The following is a 17,404-nucleotide window of genomic DNA, read 5'->3' as shown; positions in this document are numbered from 1 at the left end:
GGCGCGAACGCGCCGGATTGCAACGGGAGGAACCAAATGACGTTCATTGCGAGACTGGCGGGCACCGCCACCATCATCACGAGCTTATGGATTGGCGCTGCCGGGGCGGAGACCGTGCTCAAGTCGTCGGACACCCATCCGGACGGCTATCCGACCGTCGAGGCCGTCAAATATTTCGGCCAATTGGTGAAGGAGCGCACCAACGGGCGCTACAGCGTCGAAGTCTATCACTCGGCCCAGCTCGGTGAGGAGAAGGACACGATCGAGCAGGTGCGCACCGGCGTCATCGACCTCAATCGCATATCGATGGCGCCGTTCAACGGCATTATCGCCGAGACCAAGGTGCCGTCGCTGCCTTATCTCTTCCGCTCCGAGGACCACATGCACAAGGTGATGGACGGCGCGATCGGTGATGAGATCAAGGCCGCCTTCGAGCCGGCGGGCCTCGTGGCGCTCGCTTTCTATGACAGTGGCGCGCGCTCCTTCTACAATTCCAAGAAGCCGATCACCTCTAAGGACGACATGGCCGGCCTCAAGTTTCGCGTCATCCAGTCGGACATCTTCGTCGACACGGTGAAGGCGCTCGGCGCCAATGCGACGCCGATGCCCTATGGCGAAGTCTATTCAGCGATCGAGACCGGCGTCATCGACGGGGCGGAGAACAATTTCCCGAGCTACGACACCGCCAAGCACGCCGAGGTCGCGAAATTCTACTCGCTCGACGAGCACATGATGGTGCCGGAAGTCTTCGTCATGGCGAAGTCGAGCTGGGACAAGCTCAGCCCTGAAGACCAGGCGATCTTCAAGCAGGCGGCGATGGAGAGCGTCGCCAAGCAGCGCGAATTGTGGGCGGCTAAGGTCAAGGAATCGCGCGCCAAGGTGGAGACGGCGGGTTCCAAGGTCACGACGCCCGACAAGCAGCCTTTCATCGATGCGATGGCGCCCGTCTATGAGAAATATGTCACCGACCAGAAGCTCAAGGACATGGTCGAGCGCATCAAGGCAACCCAGTAGCAGAAACCGTGGCGGCGCGCTCCGGCGCGCCGCCTCTCCCTGGAAGAAAGCCATGATCGATACTCCGCAAAGACGAGACCGCCTGGGAAGGCTCGCCGGTCTGATGTCGGGGCTGAGCCGTGTCGCGCTCATGATCGCAGGCAGCGGCCTCGTGCTGATGACGCTCTTCGTCGCCTGGCAGGTCTTCGGCCGCTATGTCCTCAACCAGTCGCCGAGCTGGACCGAGCCCGCTTCGGTCATGCTGATGAGCTGGTTCATCTTTCTCGGCGCCGCGGTGGGCGTTCGCGACAATGTGCATCTCGGTTTCGACGTGCTGCTTTATGTGCTGCCGCCCGGCGCCAAGAAGACGCTGCGCATGATCACCGACGTCATCATCCTCGCTTTCGGTCTCGGCATGATCTGGTATGGCGGTCAGCTCGTCGGCCTCACCTGGGATTCGGTCCTGCCGTCGCTCGGCATTTCCGGGGGCTTCGACTACCTGCCGCTGGTGGGCGGGGGATTGCTCATCTCGATTTTCGCCGTGGAACGCATCGTGCTGCGCCTGTCGGGGGCGCCGATCGATGAGGCGATCGATGCCGAGCCGCCGGCCGAAGTGGCGGTCGAGCTCGAAAACGCGAAGGTATGACCGGCATGGAGCTTCTCATCCTCTTCGGCGTCTTCACATTGCTCATGCTGATCGGCACGCCGATTGCCTTTTGCTTGGGCATAGCGAGCTTCGCCACCGTCCTTTACATGGGACTGCCGCCGCTGGTGGTCTTCCAGCGCATGAATTCCGGCATGAGCGTGTTCTCGCTGCTCGCCATCCCGTTCTTCATCTATGCCGGCGACCTGATGGTCAGGGGCGGCATCGCGAAACGCATCATCGCCTTTGCCGGGTCTCTCGTCGGCCATATCAGGGGCGGGCTCGGGCAAGTGAATATCGCGACCGCGACCTTGTTCGGCGGCATATCGGGCTCGGCGGTCGCCGAAGCGGCGGCGGTCGGCGGGCTGATGATCCCGCAAATGAAGGCGCGCGGCTATGGCGCCGACTACGCCGTCAATGTCACCTCGATGGCGGCGCTGATCGCGTTGCTTCTGCCGCCCTCGCACAACATGATCATCTATTCGATCTCGGCCGGCGGAAAAATCTCGATCGCCGATCTGTTCACCGCCGGAATCCTGCCCGGGCTGCTGCTGGCCTTGGCGCTGATGGTCACGGCCTATGTGGTGGCGCGCCGCCGCGACTATCCGACCGAACCCTTTCCGGGCTTGCGGGCAGTCGGGCACCTCGCCATCGTGGCCGTACCCGGCCTGCTGCTCATCGCCATCATCTTCGGCGGTGTGCGCTCCGGCGTCTTCACCGCCACCGAAAGCTCCTGCATCGCCGTCATCTATGCGCTGCTGGTGACGATTTTCGTCTATCGCCAGATGGACTGGCCGAACTTCGTCCACGCCACGCTGGGCGCGGTGCGCACCACCGCCATGATCCTCTTGATCATCGGGACCGCGGCATCCTTCTCCTGGCTGATGGCATTCCTGAAGGTGCCGGCGGCGCTCGCCGCGGGGCTCGGCACGATCTCCGACAATCCGCTGATGATCCTGATGCTCCTCAACATCCTGATGCTGTTCCTCGGCACCTTCATGGACATGGGACCGACCATCATCATCACGACGCCGATCTTCCTGCCCGTCGCCCAGCATTTCGGCGTCGATCCGGTGCATTTCGGGGTGATCATGATCCTGAACTACGGCATCGGCCTGAACACGCCGCCGGTCGGTGCGGTGCAGTTCGTCGCTTGCGCCGTCGGTAAGATCTCGGTCTGGGAAGCGATGCGCTCGATCTGGCCGTTCTATGGCGCGGGTCTCGTCGTCCTGGCTCTCGTCACCTACGTCCCGGCGATCTCGCTCTGGTTGCCGAGCGTCTTTCGATAGGTCCGACATGACATCCGACACCCAATCCGAGTCCCGCAACGAGCGCAAACCCAAGCTCTCGGAGCGCATCATCTCAGGTCTGCGCGAGCAGATCCTGAACGGCGCCTTCGCGCCGGGCCAGAAATTGCCGACCGAGGGCCAGATGACCGAGACCTACGGCGTCTCGCGCACCGTGATCCGCGAGGCGATCACCAGCCTCGCCGCCGACGGGCTGGTCGAATCGCGCCAGGGAGCAGGCGTGTTCGTGCTCGATCATCCGGCGCATGCCTTCAGCGCCCTGAAGCGCGAGAACAAGAAGGTGAGTCAGGCCATCAATGTGCTGGAGGTGCGCATGGGGATCGAGATCGAAAGCGCCGGCCTCGCTGCGGTGAGGCGCAATGCCGGTCAGGAGGCGCGCATCCAGGAGGCCTTCTTCGAATTCGAGCGCATGCTCAATCTCGGCCAGCCGACCGGCAAGGCGGACTTCGCCTTCCATCTCGAGATCGCCTCGGCGACGAACAATCCCTTTTATGTCGAAATACTCGAAGCCTTGGGCGACCGGACCATTCCTTGCGACGTAACATCGCCCTGGTATTCGCCCGAGGTCCTGACCTTCGACTATCTGACCGGCCTGCAGCGCGAGCATTTGCTTATCCTGAACGCGATTTCGGCAGGCGATGCCGAAGCGGCGCGCGAAGCCATGCGCGCCCATTTGTCGGCGGCCCAGGACCGCTATCGCAAGCGCATGATCGGCCAGCAGGCAGACTACCTGGTGGAGCGCCGGCAGGCGCTGACGCCCAAGACTTGAAACAGAAAGAGAAGACTCGAGCATGCAGGACGAAGTGAAATATTCGACACGCCACGCGATCGATGCCGGAGCCGCCGCACGCATGGGAACGGATGAATTGCGGGAGCATTTCCATATCGGCAGCTTGTTCGAGCCCGGCCGCATCCATCTCACCTACACTCACTACGACCGCATGATCATTGGCGGCGTCATGCCGCTCTCAGCGCCCCTGTCGCTTGCCGCCATCAAGCCGACCGGCACCAAGGAGTTCCTCGCTCGCCGGGAAATGATCGCGGTCAATATCGGCGGTGCCGGCACGATCGTCGCCGATGGCGAAACGCACGCGCTTGGCAATCGCGACATGCTCTATCTCGGCATGGGGACGAAGTCGGTCTCCTTCGCTTCGGAAGCAAGCGACAAGCCGGCGAAATTCTACCTGCTGAGCGCGCCGGCGCATCAGGCGTATCCGGCGCGGCTGATCCGCATCGGCGATGCCAAGCGGCTCGATCTCGGCAGCCGGGCGACATCCAATGAGCGCTCCATCTTCCAGTTCATCCATGACGAGAGCGCCAGGACTTGCCAATTGGTGGTCGGCATGACCGAGCTCGCCAAGGGCTCGGTCTGGAACACCATGCCGGCGCATGTGCATGACCGGCGGATGGAGGTCTATCTCTATTTCGATCTGCCGGAGAATGCCCGCATCCTGCATTTGCTGGGCGAGCCCGACGAGACGCGTCATATCGTGGTCGCCAATGAGGAGGCGGTCCTGTCGCCGCCCTGGTCCATCCATTCGGGCGCCGGCACGTCCAGCTATGCCTTCATCTGGGCCATGGCCGGCGACAATGCCGATTATACCGACATGGATCCCGTCGCGATGGACGCGCTCAGATGAGCGCAACCGCCTTCGACCTGACCGGCAAGCGCATCCTGGTCACCGGCGCCAATACCGGCATCGGGCAGGGCATCGCGCTTGCAATCGGCAGAGCGGGCGGCGCCGTCATCGGCGTCGGGCGCTCGTCCATGGCCGAGACGGAAGCCGCGATGGCCGCTCTGGGCGCCGGCTTCCAGTCTTACGCATGTGATCTCGCCGATCATCGCGCCGCCCAGGCGATGCTGGATCGGGCATGGGCGGCCTCCGGCCCGCTCGACGGCCTTGTCAACAATGCCGGCATCATCCGCCGCCAGGACGCGGTGGATTTCTCGGAGCAGGATTGGGACGAGGTGATGGACATCAATCTCAAGAGCCTGTTCTTCCTCTCCCAGGCTTTCGCCCGCCGTTTGCTGGCGGAGGAACGGCAAGGCCGCATCGTCAATATCGCCTCGGTGCTGTCCTTCCAGGGCGGCATCCGTGTCGCCTCGTACACCGCATCGAAGCATGGCGTGGTCGGCCTGACCCGGCTTCTCGCCTGCGAATGGGCGGCGAGGAACATCAATGTCAATGCCATTGCGCCCGGCTATATCGAGACCAACAACACGGCCGCTTTGCGCGCCGATCCCGAGCGCCGAACCCAGATATTGAACCGCATTCCCGCCGGCCGCTGGGGCGATCCGGCGGATATCGGCGATGCCGCGGTGTTTCTCTTGGCGCCGGCGTCGCGCTATGTGCATGGCGCCACGCTCCCGGTCGATGGCGGCTGGCTTGCGAGATAGGAGATGGTCATGACCGAGACGAAATTGTTTGCCCAGTCCGCGGATGGCGCATGGACCGCGACGCCCGACGGCAATCGCCGCCGGGTGATCCTGCACACGCCCGAACTGATGATGGTGGAGTTCGCCTTCGAGAAGGGCGGTGTCGGCGCCATGCATTCGCATCCGCATGTGCAGGCGAGCTACATTGCCGAAGGCGTCTTCGAGGTCACCATCGACGGCCGCACCGAGACGATCTCCGCCGGGGGCGGCTATATCGTGCCGTCAAATCTCGTTCACGGTGTGAAGGCGCTCGCCGCCGGGCGGCTGATCGACAGCTTCACGCCCCGCCGCGGTGATTTCCTCGGGTGAGCGCCTCTGGTCTGTCGGCACGCTTGACGACATAGCCGCTGCGCTTGCGCTTGGCATCGATGCGGCCGGCGTTGTCGACCAGCATCGCGAGATGCGACTTCAGCGGCTCTTGGTCGAGCCGAATGTCCTCCCCGCAACTGCCGCAGGCAAAAGCGCTCTTGCCGATCAGCTGCCCGACCTTGAGCTCGGTCGGCCCGCAGACTTTGCAGTTCACTCTGACCAGGATCTGGTCGAACATCGATACGATGGCGCTCATGATGTGCCGTTCCTCGAAAGCCGGCGATCATGACGCAAGAACCGGCGGCAGGCAACTCATTGCCGTGCGAGAGCCTGCGCGATGAGCGCCACCAAACCGAAGAGAGCGGCGGCAAAACATATGGCCGGCCAGCCGCCCTCCGCGAAGAGCAGTCCCGAGATCGCGGACCCGATGGCTCCGCCGACGAAGAAGAGGCCGACGAAAATGCCGTTGAGGCGGCCGCGGGATTCGGGATTGAGCAGGTTGACGGCCCGACGGCCGAGCGTCTGGTCGCCGGTGACGGCGAAGTCGAGCAGGAAGGCGCTGGTAGCCAGGGCCGCGAGAGGGACGAGAATGGCACCGTTTCCCGCCCATCCGGCCCAGGCCGCGAGGCTCATGGCGACGATGAGGAGGCCATGGGAGGCCATGGTCGCGGGCCGCGTCCAGCCGCGATCGCCCAGCCGTCCGAACAAGGAGGTGGCGCAGGCCCCGCCGGCGCCGAGGAGCGCAAAAACGGCGATGCCATATTGCCCGAGACTGAAGGGCGGTCGCGACAGTTCGAGCGCCACGGCCGACCAGAACAGGCTGAAGGCGGCCATGACCAGGCCCGCCGTCAATGAGCGCTGGCGCAGCGCCCTTTCGCCGCGAAACAGCGTCCAAAGCGAGGCAATGAGCGCCGGATAGGGCGTGGCGGATCGGGGAGCGCGCGGCGGGAGGCGAAAAGCGAGGACGATGCCGAGCGCCATCATCGCGACGGCGCTTGATCCATAGAAGGCGCGCCAGCCCCATTGCGCCGCAAGCAGGCTCGCCAGCGGCCGCGACAGCAGGATGCCGATCATCAGTCCGCTCATGACATCGCCGATCACGGCGCCGCGACGGTCGGGTGCTGCAAGCGATGCCGCTATGGGCACGAGGACCTGGATGACGGACGAGGCCATGCCGAGCACGAAGAATGCCGCCAGCAAGGTCAGGATGCCGGGTGCCAGCGCGCTGGCCGCTGCCGCGAGCACGGCGGCACCCAGCATGAGGAGCACGAGCCTGCGGTTTTCCACGAGATCGGCCAGCGGCACCACGAAGAACAGGCCCGCCGAGTAACCGATGAGCGGGGCCATGACGGTGAGCCCGGCGCCGCTTTCCGAGAGTCCGAGCGATGGGCCGATGAGACCGATCAGCGTCTGCGGCGCGAACAGGTTGGTGACGATGACGCCGGTGGCGAAGGCGAAGAGGAGGATCAGCGAAAGGGTGATCCGGTCGGACTGGTCTTGCGGCAGGACGCAGGCCTGGCTGTCGAGCGGCATGGATTTCAACCTAATGATTGTGCATATTCATGCCTAACTTTATTCGAGAAGCGGAATATGCTACAAATGAAATGAACTGATAATGATTATGCGGATCACTCATGAATATCCACGATCTCGAAGCCTTCATCGCCGTCGTCGAGACCGGCTCCGTCGTCGGCGCCTCGGCCCGTCTCAATCTCACCCAGCCCGGCGTCACGCGCCGCATCCAGAATCTCGAGGAGCGGCTCGGCACGCCGCTGCTCGACCGGCAATCGAAGCCGTTCAAGCCGACGGCTTCGGGGCGCGAAGCCTATGACTATGGCCGGCGCCTGTTGCGCTCCTTCGATGACCTGAAGGCCGGCGTCGCGCCCGATGGCGAGGTCAAGGGTGAATTCCGGCTGGGCATCATGCCCTATCTCTCGGATGCGGCGCTCGCTCTGCCGCTCGACCGGCTGCGTCGCGAATTCCCGAAACTCGCGCTCCGCATCACGGCCGGCTGGTCGCCCAGGCTCATGGAGCAGGTGGCGAAGAGCGAGGTCGATGCCGCCGCCCTTTGCCTCGCCGAGGGCACAACGCCGTCCGAGGATCTCGTGGGCGAGCGTCTGGTCAAGCACTCGGTGCTGCTCGTCGCAGCATCCTCTCTCGGCGTGCCCAAACGTGCCAGCCTCGAGGATCTCAGCCGATATCCATGGGTCATGAATGAGAGCGGCTGCGGCTTCCGTAACTACATGCGCAACCGGTTCGAGGCGGCGGGCCTTCCTTTCATGGTGGGCGTCGAAGCGCTTAGCGCCGATCTGCGCATGTCGCTGATCGCGCGCGGCCATGGCATCGGTTTGATAACGGAAGCGGCACTCTCGGGCGGGCGCTGGCGCAAGAAAGTGATGGTCATCGAGTCCAAGGGCTTCACCCCCGAGGTCCAGTCCTGGCTGGTCCATCGCCCACCGGCGGGCCGCCTGGCCCGGCCGATCGCGCTGTTCCGCGACGCGCTCACCGAAGCGCTGAAGCAGCGCGAAGCCCTTAAATCGTAGTTACGTGTTCTCCTCGGCGAACACCTCTTCGCGCTTCTTCTTCACCGAGGGCAGGAACACGATGATCAGCACCGCGAGCGCGATCAGGAGCAGGAAGGCGCTGATCGGCCGGGTGACGAAGGTCGTGGGATCGCCACGCGAGAAGATCATGGCGCGCCGCAAGTTCTCCTCCAGAGGCGGGCCCAGCACAAAGCCGAGAAGCAGGGGCGCGGGCTCGCAACGCAATTTCACCAGCGCATAGCCCAGAAGCCCGAAGAAGGCGACGGAATAGAGGTCGAAGGCGTTAGAGTTCACGCTGTAAACGCCAATCGAGCAGAAGGCCATGATGATCGGGAAAAGCACATAGTAAGGCACCGTCAGTAGCTTCACCCACAGGCCGATGAGCGGCAAGTTGAGGATGATCAGCATGAGGTTGCCGATCCACATGGAGGCGATGATGCCCCAGAAGAGGTCCGGCTTCTCGGTCGCGACATTGGGACCGGGCACGATGCCCTGGATGATCATGGCGCCGATCATCAAGGCCATCACCGGATTGGCGGGGATGCCAAGCGTCAGCATCGGGATGAAGGAGGTCTGGGCGCCGGCATTGTTGGCGGATTCAGGCCCGGCGACACCTTCGATGGCGCCCTTGCCGAACTCCTGGGGGTTCTTCGAAGCCCGCTTTTCGATCGTATAGGAGGCGAAGGAGGCGAGAACCGCGCCGTTGCCCGGCAGGATGCCGAGCGCCGAACCCAGGGCCGTGCCCCTGAGGATCGGCGCCGCCATGCGGCGGAAATCCTCGCGCGTCGGCAGGAGTCCGCTGACATTCCTGATCAGCACGGAACGCTCATGCTCGTTCTCGAGATTGCGCAGGATCTCGGAGATGCCGAACACGGCGACGGCGACGGCCACGAAGTTCAGTCCGTCGGCATATTCACTGATGCCGAAGTTGAAACGCGGCGAACCGGATATCACGTCGGTGCCGACGAGGCCGAGCAGGAGGCCGAGCACCACCATGGCGAGCGCCTTGACGACGGAGCCGTGGGCCAGGGCCACGGATGACACGAGGCCGACGACCATCAGGGAGAAATATTCGGCCGATCCGAATTTGAGCGCGGCCGCGGTCAAGGGCGGCGCGAAGAGCGCGATGAGCACCGTCGAGACGGTTCCGGCAAAAAAGGATCCGATGGCGGCTGTGGCGAGCGCCGATCCGGCACGCCCGTTGCGCGCCATCTGGTAGCCGTCGATGGCCGTCACGGCGGAAGAGGACTCGCCCGGCATGTTGATCAGGATGGCGGTGGTCGAGCCGCCATATTGCGCGCCGTAATAGATGCCGGCGAGCATGATGAGCGAGGAGACGGGATCGCCGATCTGGAAGGTGATCGGCAGCAGCATGGCGATGGTCGCGGTGGCGCCGATGCCGGGAAGGACGCCGATCAGCGTGCCGAGCAGAACGCCGATCAGGCAGAAAAGAAGGTTCCACAGCGTCGATGCGGTGGCGAAGCCGAGGACGAGATTGTCGAAGAGTTCCATGGGGTCCTCCTCAGAAGGAAAGCCAGGGGCCGAAGCTTCTGAACGGCAGGCCCAGGCCCAGGCTGAACACCACATAGGAGAAGGCCGTCACCGCGGCCGCGAGGACGAGCGCCATGAGCGGCTTCATGCGCAAGCTGGCGAAGGAGGCGAAGAGAGCGGTGAGGAAGACCGCCGGAATGAAGCCGAGGCCGCGCACCGTCAACCCGAAGAGCACGGGAGCCGGCAGGATCAGCAGCATGCCGCGCCAGGCAATGGGGCCAACAGGCTCGCCTTTGACGCGTGTTGCCTGGATGAGGATGACTATCCCCAGCACGAGGAGCAGGAGCGCCAGGAAAAAGGGAAAGTAGCCGGGGCCCATGCGCAGCGCGGTGCCCATGTCGAGCACCCAGGATTCATAGGCGAAGAGCAGGCCAAGGGCGATGAAGAGAAGACCGCACAGGCCGTTGACGGTGTCGATGGTGAGCGATTTCATCCTGCATGTTCCTTCGAGCTGGCGAAGCGAATCTATCCACCGCACTGACGAGGTTCCGCCCCGCCCGGATCAAGATGGATCCGAACGGAGCGGTCTCTGCAATCAAGAGCTGTCAGTCCGCGTATTGGCCGGCGGCGTCGATCACCGGCTTCCAGCGCGCGATCTCGCCTTCGAGCTTGGCCTTGAGGGCGGCCGGCGTGGCGTCTGCCTCGGGCGAGGGCACCGTGCCAAGCTCGGCGAAGCGGGCGACCACGTTGGGATCCTTGAGCGCCACCTGCAGCGACTTCGACAGGCGCTCGATGATCTCGGGCGGCGTGCCCTTGGGCGCATAGATGCCATGCCACACGCCGACCTGGAAGCCGGGCAGGCCTGCCTCCTCGGCGGTCGGCAGATCAGGCAGCGCGTCGAGGCGTTTCGCCGTGGTGACGGCATAGCCCTTGATGGTGCCGCCCTTGATCTGCTTGGTGGTGTTGGTGGTCTGGTCGCACATGAAATCGACTTGGCCGCCGAGGAGGTCGGTCATGGCCGGTCCCGTGCCCTTGTAAGGCACGGTCACAAGCGGTGTCTGGATGGCGCTCATGAACATCATGCCGCAGAGATGCGAGGCGGCACCGATGCCGGCATTCGCATAGGTCACCTTGTCCTTGTTGGCCTTGACATAGTCGATGAGGCTCTTGAGATCGGTCGGCTCGAAATCCTTGCGCGCCACGATAGTCATCGGCACCTCGGTCACGAGGCCGACATATTCGAAGCCGTTGAGAGTGTCATAAGCGAGCTTGCGATAGAGCGTGGCGCTCGTCGCCATGCCGATATGGTGGAGGAGGAGCGTATAGCCGTCGGGATCGGCCTTGGCGACGCGGCCGGCGCCGAGCGTGCCACCGGCGCCGCCGACATTCTCGACGATGATCTGCTGGCCGAGGTCCTTCGACATGACATCGGCGACAAGGCGGGTCACCGTGTCGGTCGGCCCGCCGGCCGCGAACGGAACCACCATGGTGATCGTGCGTTCGGGGTAGTTTTGCGCGCCGGCATGGCCGGCGAAGAGAAATAGGGTCGTGGCCGCAAGCGCGGCAAGAAGCTTTTTCATGGAGTCCTCCCTTTTTACGTGTTCCGACTGTTCTGTATCGACACCACATTCCTATTAAAGAGCCATGCTCGCAGATTGCAATCGAAACTGGCCTGGAGCGCATAGGAAATTAGTCTAAGGATGCTCGCATAGATGAGCGCACACGCAAAACGGGCTAAAGTCCAAAGGGATAGGTGTCGGGCACGCGTGCCGTTTCCTTAGCTGTCGGCACGGGTGTGACGGCATGTGTTTCGTCGAACCAGACATAGGCATCGAACTGTCGCGACAGCGACGCCTCGGCATAGTGGCTGGAAAATTCGGTTTCCGGCCGGTAGATCACGCCGATGAAGCGCTCGAAGCGCGGCTCCGCCAGGCTCCGCTGGAGTTCGCCATCCTGATCCAAGGCGAGAAAGAAGCGCCGCGGCTCAGCTTCATGGCAAAGATTCTCATAGCTGCCCGGCTGTGACGGCTGCACGCGCTTCACTTCCATGGGCCCATCCCAGTGGCTGGCGCAGGCCACGGTTCCCGAATGTGTACCGAAGCCGATGAGAGCAGCGTCTTGGCCAAAGCGTTCGCGACACAGCTGGCCTATATTGATCTCGTCGCGCACTTCACCCATTTCGGTCCAGCGCGCATCCCCGATATGCGAGTTGTGCGCCCAGACGATCGCCTTGGCATCGGGGCCCTTCGCCTCGAGGATATTCGCCAGCGTCTCGAACATGTGGCGGTCGCGCAGATTCCAACTCTCGGCTCCACCGTAATACATGACGCGGTAGTACCTCTCGGCGGCCGCGATGAGGCGCGCATTCTGGGCCGCGTCGAGAAAGCTGTCTGGGTCCTGGGCGGCGTAATCAAGCTGCCGCGTGAGCAGGTCGCGGCATTGTGCGACGACGGCCTCCTCGCACTTGCGGTATTGCTCGGTGAGCACGGCGCGGCCATAGGTTGAGGGCTCGCTCTGCCAAGGCGTCAGGCAGCCATAGCGCTCGCGCGCCACCGCGGCCGCCGCTGGATCGGTCTCGTCGAGATAGCGCAGCACCGCGCCGATCGAGCCGCTCATATTATAGAGATCCAGCCCATAGAACCCTGCGCGGTCATCCAGACGGGCGATCTTCTCGTTTCGACTGCCCAGCCAGCGGAAGAATGCCTGCATGTCGGTGTTGCGCCACATCCAGGTGGGAAAGCGCTGAAATGGCGTCTTTTCCTCGCCGGCCGCAGGCCTCAGCCTGACATGCCGATCGATCGTCGCGGCATCCGGCCAATCCGCTTCCACGGCCACGATCGTGAAGCCATGTTTCTCGATCAGCCGGCGCGAGATCGCCGCCCTAGCTTGATAGAATTCCGAGGTCCCGTGGCTCGCTTCGCCGAGAAGCACCACGCGATGATCGCCGAAGCGCTCGAAGATCTCAGCGAAGCGGGGCTCGTCGAAATCGGGAAGCGGGATGGCGGCGGCGGTGATCATACGGGGCAGGGATCGGTTGCCAGCGGCAATCTCCGTTTCCCGGCTCTCCAGCTGCCAACCATGTTCGCCGATCAGGGGAACGAACATGACGCCGCCGAGGTCTTCCTGCTCGAATTCCGCTTCACCCACACGCGTGAGCCGTATGAGGCGCTGAGACGCCAGTTCCGTGCCGACCGGGATGATCAGCCGCCCGCCCATGGCGAGCTGCTGCTTCAGCGCTGCGGGAATGGCGGGGCCTCCGGCCGTCACCAGGATGGCGTCGAAAGGGGCGGCTTCCGGCCAGCCTTTCGTGCCATCGCCGACACTGATCTCGACATTGCGGTAGCCGCCTGCCGCCAATCGCCGTCCCGCCATTTCGGCAAGCCGGGCGTGGCGTTCGATGCTGTACACCTCCTTGGCGAGGAGGCTGAGCACCGCGGCCGCATAGCCCGAGCCCGTGCCGACCTCGAGCACCCGGTCGGAAGCATCGATTTCCGCCGCCTCGGTCATCCGCGCGACGATGTAAGGCTGGGAGATGGTCTGTCCTTGGGCGATGGGGAGAGGCGCATCCTCGTAGGCGAATTCCTCGAAGCCCACGTCGACAAAAATCTCGCGCGGCACAGTCCGCATCGCGTCGAGCACGCGGGAGTCGCGCACGCCCCGCCGGGCGATCTGGGAATCGACCATATGCCGGCGTGCATGATCGAGATCGAGCATGGGCTCCTCGCTTGTGAACGAAACCGGCATCGGCACTCTTATGTTCCAACCCATGCCGATGAAGACGGATGGTGTGAAATGAGTGGTTTTCGAAAATCGGCGCTGTTTCAAAGAGTTAATCGAAGATCGTCATAATCCGATGAAGCTTCCGCGCCATTGGTCTTTACAAACTGTACGCGTTGCTTAAATCAGCGCCCCTGTTCGAAGGAGACAAAAGTCATGGCCAAGATCAAGATCGGCGTCATCGGTGCCTCGGGCTATACCGGCTCCGATCTGGTCCGATTGGCCGCCTGTCACCCGGGTGTCGAGATCGCCGTGCTCACCGCCAATTCGCATGCCGGCAAGGCCATGGCGGAAGTATTCCCGCATCTCGCCCATCTGAAGCTCCCGACCCTCATCAAGAACGAGGAGGCCGACTGGTCCAAGGTGGAGGCGGTGTTCTGCGGCCTGCCGCATGCGACGAGCCAGGCCGTCATCCGCGAGCTGCCGAAACATCTCAAGGTCATCGACATGTCGGCCGATTTCCGCCTGCGCGATGCCGCCGTCTATGAGAAATGGTATGGCGGCCCGCATCAGGCGCTCGACCTGCAGAAGGACGCCGTCTACGGCTTGACCGAGCATTTTCGCGAGGACATCAAGAAGGCACGCCTCGTCGCCTGTCCGGGCTGCTACCCGACGGCCGCGCTCCTGATGGTCCTGCCCCTGGTCAAGGCGGGGCTCATCGATGCGGCGGACCTCATCATCGACGCGAAGTCCGGCGTCTCGGGCGCCGGCCGCTCGCTCAAGCAGAATGTGCTGTTTTGCGAAGCGGGCGAGGGGCTCTCGCCCTATGGCGTCGCGAGCCATCGCCATGCGCCCGAGATCGAGCAGGAAGTGAGCCGCGCCGCGGGACAATCGGTGCTGGTCAACTTCACCCCGCATCTCATCCCGATGAGCCGCGGCGAGTTGTGCACGACCTATGCGAGGCTCCAGGGCAAGGCCACGGCCGCCGATTGTGTCACGGCACTCGAGACGCATTACAAGGACGAGCCCTTTGTGTTCATGGCGCCCAAGGGCGTCATGCCCTCGACGCAATATGTGCGCGGCTCCAACAATGTGATGCTCGGCGTCTATGCCGACCGTGTTCCGGGCCGCGTCATCCTGATCTCGACGCTCGACAACCTGGTGAAAGGCTCGGCGGGACAGGCCATCCAGAACTTCAATCTGATGTTCGGCCTGCCGGAGGCGCAAGGGTTGGAGCAGGTGGCGCTGTTCCCCTGACCCAGGGCTCTGACAGAACAGGTTTTCGGTCGAATTTTCACCGGTGAAAGGCCGCGCCGGAGCTGCGCGCCGCGAACCGGTATCAGGGAATATCAGGGATTATCAGGGAATTTTGAAGAATCCGGGAGGCTGATCGAGCCATATCAATAGGTTAGCTTCGGAATAGGAAAAAAGAGCAGGGAATTCGTGCCCGTGCGATCTCCATATCAGGGAATTGCGGGTGGGAATCCGTCCGTCTGCTGATGAGTTGTACGGTCGCGTGCAGATGCTCCGATCCTGGCATTTCCCAATCCCTCGCTTTGGCCCACGAAGTCAAGAGAAAGTCACCATGAAGGGCCGCATTAGGAGACAGCGGGCGCCGCAAGCGCCTTGGCGAGGATGGGCAGGCTTATATCCATCCGGTAGTCGACCGCCGTGTGATCGTCGGCAAACTCCTCATACACATGCGGCACCTGCATCTCGGTCAGCCGCTTGTGCATTCGCCGCGAGCCATAGACGAGGTTGTACTGATCGATGTCGCCGCAGTCGATATAGAGCGCCTTGAGCTTCTTCAATCCCAGACCATGCTTCTCGACGAGAGTGAGCGGGTCCCATTTCATGAAATTCGCCCAGCGCTCCGGGATGGTCTCGCAAGTGTCGATCGTCATGGGAAGGCGCACGCCCATATAGGCGGAAGGGTCAGGATCATAGGTCGCAGCCATCGCCAGGAACATCAGGATGTGGACATCGGGATCCTTCACCTTGGGTGCGGCGAAGAACTTTTCGAGCCAGGCCCGGACGGAGTTGCCCGTCGTCGCCAACTCGCGCAGGACCTTGGGAAAATCCGGGAAGAACAGGAGCTCGAAGCCGACGTCGCCCGAATGCGAGGCGGCCGCCGCCCAGAAATCAGGATGCAGCATCGCGTGGACCATCGCGCCATAGCCACCCGAGCTCTTGCCGAAGCAGGCGCGCCGTCCCGTGCCGCCGCAACCGAACTTCGCTTCGACGAACGGCACGGCTTCCTGAAGCAGGAAATCGTCCCACCGGCCCATCCCGGCGGAGTTGATATATTGATTGCCGCCGAGCTTCGTGAAGCAATCCGGCAGCGCGACGACCACGGGCGGCATGGCGCCGCTTCCGATCAGGCGGTCGAGACGCTCCGGCACATTCTCACCGAAATTCTTCCAGTTGCTGTGCGCCGGACCGCCGGCGGTGAAGCCGACGAGATCGACCAGGAGCGGCAGTCCGCCGCCGCTCGCGCCGGCCGGCACATAGACATCGATCACCCGTTCCGTCGGATCGCCGAGCAGGTTGCCTTTGAGGACCTGGCTGTCGATCGTCAGCCGGTGAACCGTGCCGCGCGGCACCCCATGATCTCTGCGCATCTATGCCCCCGTGATTGGCGCCATCCGTCAGGATTGCATTGAAGCGCAGAAAGGCACGGGCCGTAAAGACTCGCCAAGGCGCGATGGCTTTACCTAGTGATGCTTGAAATATTGCACCGCGCGCTCGTGTTTCTCGGCCGCGGCCCGGCTCTTGAACGTGCCGAGATTGCGCCGCCGGCCGGTCTTCGGGTCCTTCTTGCGCGAATAGAGGCGATACTGGCCTGACTTGAGCTTGCGGATCATCGGCTGCTGCTCTTCCGTCTTGCGGTCTGCGCCCTGCGGATGTTGCGGGTTCGCGCCCGGCGCATCGCCTGCGTCGGCTTGCGGCGCTCGGGCACGTTGGGGCGGTCCTTGGCCTTGAAGCGGTCGCCCGTCAGATGGGTCGGAAGGCCGAAGGGTTCGGCTTCCTTCGGCCTTCCGCGTATCGCCTGGAAGTGGAAAGAGGCGATGGTTTGAAGGTTGCGCCCCTATTTCTTTCCATTTTGTAAATTGCCCTTGGGTTACCACAATCGACCGCTCGTGGCGTTTTGCCTCTGGAAGGTGCCAAAGTAAGGGGCAGGCCAAACGGCTGCCACGGCCCAATGCTGGCCGGTCTAGGTTAATAAATGTTGCGTTGATGAAACAGGATGGTACGCTTGATTTTTCCCGTTCAAGGCGAACAATTTTTTTCGTGATTATCGCGTGCGCGCCGAAGTCGCGATTTGAAGCCCTAGCCGCCACATGAAACGAAAGGCCGGGGAATCCCGAATATCCCCGACCTTCCGCGCATCGCACTGGCAGCGGTCCCCAGGCGACGGCATCCCTCAAGTTTTGGTGCCGTCCTAATGATCCCGAAGGATGCGCTTCTATTTCTTTCTATTGTGTAAATGCCGCTAGGCTTCGCGCAATTGCGCAATGGGGCGTTTTGCCCTTGGAGATCCCCCAAATGGGGCGGGCGGGAATGCCCATCACGGCTCAATTGTGGGCAATCAAGGCGTTTGCTTGATTTTTGCAACGGCGGACGAACCGGCGTCAGGCTTGTGCTTATTTCGTCGCGTCGTTCGCGCTTGGCAGCAAGCCGTCAAACATCAATCGTCGGCAAAAATTGACGGATGAGTCCTTTCGGTCCATGACATTTCAACGTCAGGTATCCGTCATGGTCATGCTCGTAGAACGCAACGCCAAAGAGCATCATTCGCTCTACCGACATGTCTCCGTTTTCGTCAGTCTTTGAAAACACTTTCCACCAACCGCCACCACTAGTGCCCTGATAGGAGTTTGGCTGGGGTTCGGAACGAAACTTCATATACGGGCGCATAGTCACGTAGTCATAACCTTCTCTCGTTTCGGCGGGCGTAGGCGTT

General features: G+C 62.8%; 17 protein-coding genes. 9 read left to right on the top strand and 8 right to left on the bottom strand.

Annotated elements, in window-relative coordinates; all coding sequences use genetic code 11:
• Positions 1-36 precede the first annotated feature (36 nt).
• From DS839_RS03500 to DS839_RS03470, 7 genes are all read left to right on the top strand, one after another.
• On the top strand, positions 37-1,014 hold the full coding sequence (locus tag DS839_RS03500; protein WP_119268901.1) for a TRAP transporter substrate-binding protein: 978 nt from the start codon (positions 37-39) through the stop codon (positions 1,012-1,014).
• A 103-nt stretch (positions 1,015-1,117) separates the two neighbouring features.
• A complete protein-coding gene (locus DS839_RS03495; protein ID WP_438816495.1) occupies positions 1,118-1,639 on the top strand; it encodes a TRAP transporter small permease in 522 nt (173 codons plus the stop codon).
• 5 nt (positions 1,640-1,644) lie between these two features.
• Positions 1,645-2,925, top strand: coding sequence for a TRAP transporter large permease (locus tag DS839_RS03490; RefSeq protein ID WP_119269369.1), 1,281 nt, complete (start codon positions 1,645-1,647; stop codon positions 2,923-2,925).
• Between the two features lie 7 nt (positions 2,926-2,932).
• Complete coding sequence (locus DS839_RS03485) at positions 2,933-3,712, top strand: FadR/GntR family transcriptional regulator (protein WP_119268899.1); 780 nt, start codon at positions 2,933-2,935, stop codon at positions 3,710-3,712.
• A 22-nt stretch (positions 3,713-3,734) separates the two neighbouring features.
• A complete protein-coding gene (gene kduI, locus DS839_RS03480) occupies positions 3,735-4,583 on the top strand; it encodes a 5-dehydro-4-deoxy-D-glucuronate isomerase (RefSeq protein ID WP_119268898.1) in 849 nt (282 codons plus the stop codon).
• Complete coding sequence (gene kduD, locus DS839_RS03475; protein ID WP_119268897.1) at positions 4,580-5,341, top strand: 2-dehydro-3-deoxy-D-gluconate 5-dehydrogenase KduD; 762 nt, start codon at positions 4,580-4,582, stop codon at positions 5,339-5,341. The genes kduI and kduD overlap by 4 nt, the downstream gene beginning before the upstream one ends.
• Positions 5,342-5,350: 9 nt before the next feature.
• Positions 5,351-5,689, top strand: a complete 339-nt coding sequence (locus DS839_RS03470; protein ID WP_119268896.1) for a cupin domain-containing protein — start codon at positions 5,351-5,353, stop codon at positions 5,687-5,689.
• Here DS839_RS03470 and DS839_RS03465 read toward each other — a convergent pair.
• Together DS839_RS03465 and DS839_RS03460 are read right to left on the bottom strand one after the other, a co-directional pair.
• The gene (locus DS839_RS03465) at positions 5,658-5,945 is read right to left on the bottom strand and encodes a hypothetical protein (protein WP_119268895.1); all 288 of its coding nucleotides are present in this window, start codon (positions 5,943-5,945) and stop codon (positions 5,658-5,660) included. The genes DS839_RS03470 and DS839_RS03465 overlap by 32 nt on opposite strands.
• Positions 5,946-6,001: 56 nt before the next feature.
• Entirely contained in the window at positions 6,002-7,222 is a 1,221-nt protein-coding gene (locus tag DS839_RS03460; RefSeq protein WP_119268894.1) for an MFS transporter, read from the bottom strand.
• 101 nt (positions 7,223-7,323) lie between these two features.
• On the opposite strand from DS839_RS03460, the gene DS839_RS03455 reads away from it, so the two are divergent.
• Entirely contained in the window at positions 7,324-8,232 is a 909-nt protein-coding gene (locus DS839_RS03455) for a LysR family transcriptional regulator (RefSeq protein WP_119268893.1), read from the top strand.
• Here DS839_RS03455 and DS839_RS03450 read toward each other — a convergent pair whose 3' ends face one another.
• The 4 genes from DS839_RS03450 to DS839_RS03435 all read right to left on the bottom strand — a co-directional run bounded on the left by DS839_RS03450 (position 8,233) and on the right by DS839_RS03435 (position 13,437).
• Positions 8,233-9,744 (bottom strand): tripartite tricarboxylate transporter permease, encoded by a 1,512-nt coding sequence (locus tag DS839_RS03450; protein WP_119268892.1) that lies wholly within the window; start codon positions 9,742-9,744, stop codon positions 8,233-8,235.
• Between the two features lie 10 nt (positions 9,745-9,754).
• Complete coding sequence (locus DS839_RS03445; protein ID WP_119268891.1) at positions 9,755-10,216, bottom strand: tripartite tricarboxylate transporter TctB family protein; 462 nt, start codon at positions 10,214-10,216, stop codon at positions 9,755-9,757.
• A 112-nt stretch (positions 10,217-10,328) separates the two neighbouring features.
• Positions 10,329-11,303 (bottom strand): tripartite tricarboxylate transporter substrate binding protein BugD, encoded by a 975-nt coding sequence (locus DS839_RS03440; RefSeq protein WP_119268890.1) that lies wholly within the window; start codon positions 11,301-11,303, stop codon positions 10,329-10,331.
• 154 nt (positions 11,304-11,457) lie between these two features.
• The gene (locus DS839_RS03435) at positions 11,458-13,437 is read right to left on the bottom strand and encodes a protein-L-isoaspartate(D-aspartate) O-methyltransferase (RefSeq protein ID WP_119269368.1); all 1,980 of its coding nucleotides are present in this window, start codon (positions 13,435-13,437) and stop codon (positions 11,458-11,460) included.
• 219 nt (positions 13,438-13,656) lie between these two features.
• Between DS839_RS03435 and argC the strand changes: the two genes are divergently transcribed.
• Entirely contained in the window at positions 13,657-14,697 is a 1,041-nt protein-coding gene (gene argC / locus DS839_RS03430) for an N-acetyl-gamma-glutamyl-phosphate reductase (RefSeq protein WP_119268889.1), read from the top strand.
• Positions 14,698-15,038: 341 nt separating this feature from the next.
• Here the strand turns inward: argC and DS839_RS03420 are convergent, their stop codons facing one another.
• Together DS839_RS03420 and DS839_RS03415 are read right to left on the bottom strand one after the other, a co-directional pair.
• The gene (locus DS839_RS03420) at positions 15,039-16,061 is read right to left on the bottom strand and encodes an alpha/beta hydrolase (RefSeq protein WP_119268887.1); all 1,023 of its coding nucleotides are present in this window, start codon (positions 16,059-16,061) and stop codon (positions 15,039-15,041) included.
• A 93-nt stretch (positions 16,062-16,154) separates the two neighbouring features.
• Entirely contained in the window at positions 16,155-16,304 is a 150-nt protein-coding gene (locus tag DS839_RS03415; RefSeq protein WP_119268886.1) for a hypothetical protein, read from the bottom strand.
• Positions 16,305-17,404 lie beyond the last annotated feature (1,100 nt).

This window comes from Taklimakanibacter deserti, from assembly GCA_003574785.1.
Note: the sequence above shows the minus strand (reverse complement) of the source record. Positions and strands in the feature narration are given on the sequence as shown.